The 1,889-nt window shown below is 42.0% G+C and carries 2 protein-coding genes; both read right to left on the reverse strand.

The features are described from left to right. Positions 1-239: 239 nt before the first annotated feature. Entirely contained in the window at positions 240-509 is a 270-nt protein-coding gene (locus tag AC5JLB_RS08350; RefSeq protein WP_495873368.1) for a site-specific integrase, read from the reverse strand. A gap of 605 nt (positions 510-1,114) precedes the next feature. Then, a complete protein-coding gene (locus AC5JLB_RS08355) occupies positions 1,115-1,396 on the reverse strand; it encodes an Arm DNA-binding domain-containing protein (RefSeq protein ID WP_495873369.1) in 282 nt (93 codons plus the stop codon). Positions 1,397-1,889 lie beyond the last annotated feature (493 nt).

Here is a 1,889-nt window from a genome sequence, read left to right on the forward strand (position 1 = left end):
GATTCGCCTGATGCTCAAACGCTTAGCGTAGTCCCTCACTTCTCAGACATCCTCTCAGTGACAAACTTCAGACTTCTTTTCTAGACGTTCTGTTGTCGATCTCTTTTTTACCCCTAATGGGTTTAGAAATCAAAGCATCCTTTCTTTCGCTTGCACAATTTCTCAGTAGAATTACTCTAATGAAAGCTGACACGCTCGATAGGTTGAGCGTGTTCAAACAGTCAAGACTGCTACAACTCTTAGAAGTCTGGTACTTCAACGCTCTTGATGATGCCAGTGTAGTGTTTCATGATAATCTCAGGGCTATTTCCTACCCATCTAGCAACCTGAACCACACTAACTCCAGCTTCTAAACAGAGCGTAATGAATGTATGCCTACAGTTGTACTGGGGGAGATAGTGTTTTACCTTGCCATCTTCGACTAGCCGCTCAAAGATCGGTTTCCAGGTACGGTTTAGAAAATTATGAGCATCTATCTCTCTACCACCTCTAGCGGGAAATACTAGCATTTCTGAATCAACCTTAGAGGGCTTAATAGCCTCCAGTAAGTCCCCTAACTGAGCATTGATAGGGAAAGACCTAGACTCATGAGTTTTACCTTCCTGATTCTTACATCAGTTGCTACAGCCTCACAGAAGATAATTTGGTTACTTTGAACGTGTTTCCACTTGAGCGCGATCGCTTCTTCTGGACGGCAACCAGGTAGAAAGAGAAATCTCTACATAGGGTGTGTAGTAAGAGTGCTTTAACGGCGAATATCGAGAACAGTAGAGGTTATTCTGGAATGCTTGGATAATTGCTTCCCTTTCTTGCTTCGCAAAAGGCGTTCTTGAGGAGTTGCTGGATTTCTTGGTTCTAATCTCTCCTACCATTCCAAGAAAAGGGTTTGAGCTGATCAATTTGGAGCGCACACCCCAGTTACAGCAAGCATTGATCTCCTTGAGCGTTCTTTAGCAATCTCAGCAGAATAAGTCTTCAGCAAGAAATCTCTTACGACTACTGCTGCATTCAAATTTTGTACTGGTAACTTCTGAATTCGTTTCTCAATTTTTCCATAATCTCTGAGGAGCGTTGTTTTTTCTACCTGAGTCGATTTGAATTGTGTGTAGCGATTCTACAACTCTGGAAGATCGATCGCTTTTGGTAAATCAACTGACTTCGCGTGATCCGGTCGATACTTATCCAGTGTATAGTCAAACTTTTCTAAGACAATATCAGATTTAATCTGTTTCGCTTTTGCCTCAGCTACTTTTCGATTGCTGAGCGTGTCTTCAAGTCCTAGCGTTAAATATTTCTGCTTACCGTCATACAGTTGATGGGGTAAGCGTAGCCGCAATCGACTCTGAAACGTTTCAATTCCTACAGATCCTTTTGAAGATCGCTTCTGCTTGTCCATAATGCTGATGCCGACTATGAAGAACTATTTGCGTAGTCATTTCATAGTCAAAATTCAGAATTTCGAGTTAAAAACCGATAAGTCTGAACTCCGACTATCGGCTGAAACCCTTACTATTACTGAATATACGTATGGCTCAGGCGAGATTTGAACTTGCGACCTTGGGCTTATGAGAACTAGATTTAGTAATCGAAGAAGCGCTATCAGGAGCGTCGAAGCTTTTTCTACGAAAGTCTTGCTGGATTCTTCTAAGAGAGTAAATTTAGGTGTAATCCCATAACTTTCCCTAAGTTCTAGTCATCGACCGCCGTAAACTGTGCCTTTAGGATGTAAGGGACCTGTAAAAGAAAACGACTCAAACAAAGAGTATAGTTAGCTTCTAACAGTTCTGAGTACATCTCAACATCTACTAGAGGTACGTGAAATGATCGCGAGTAAGTTCTACATCCAGTCGAAAATCGGATTGGGAGATTGGGTGCTCACAGCTGGTTCT

The organism is Myxacorys chilensis (genome assembly GCF_059505265.1).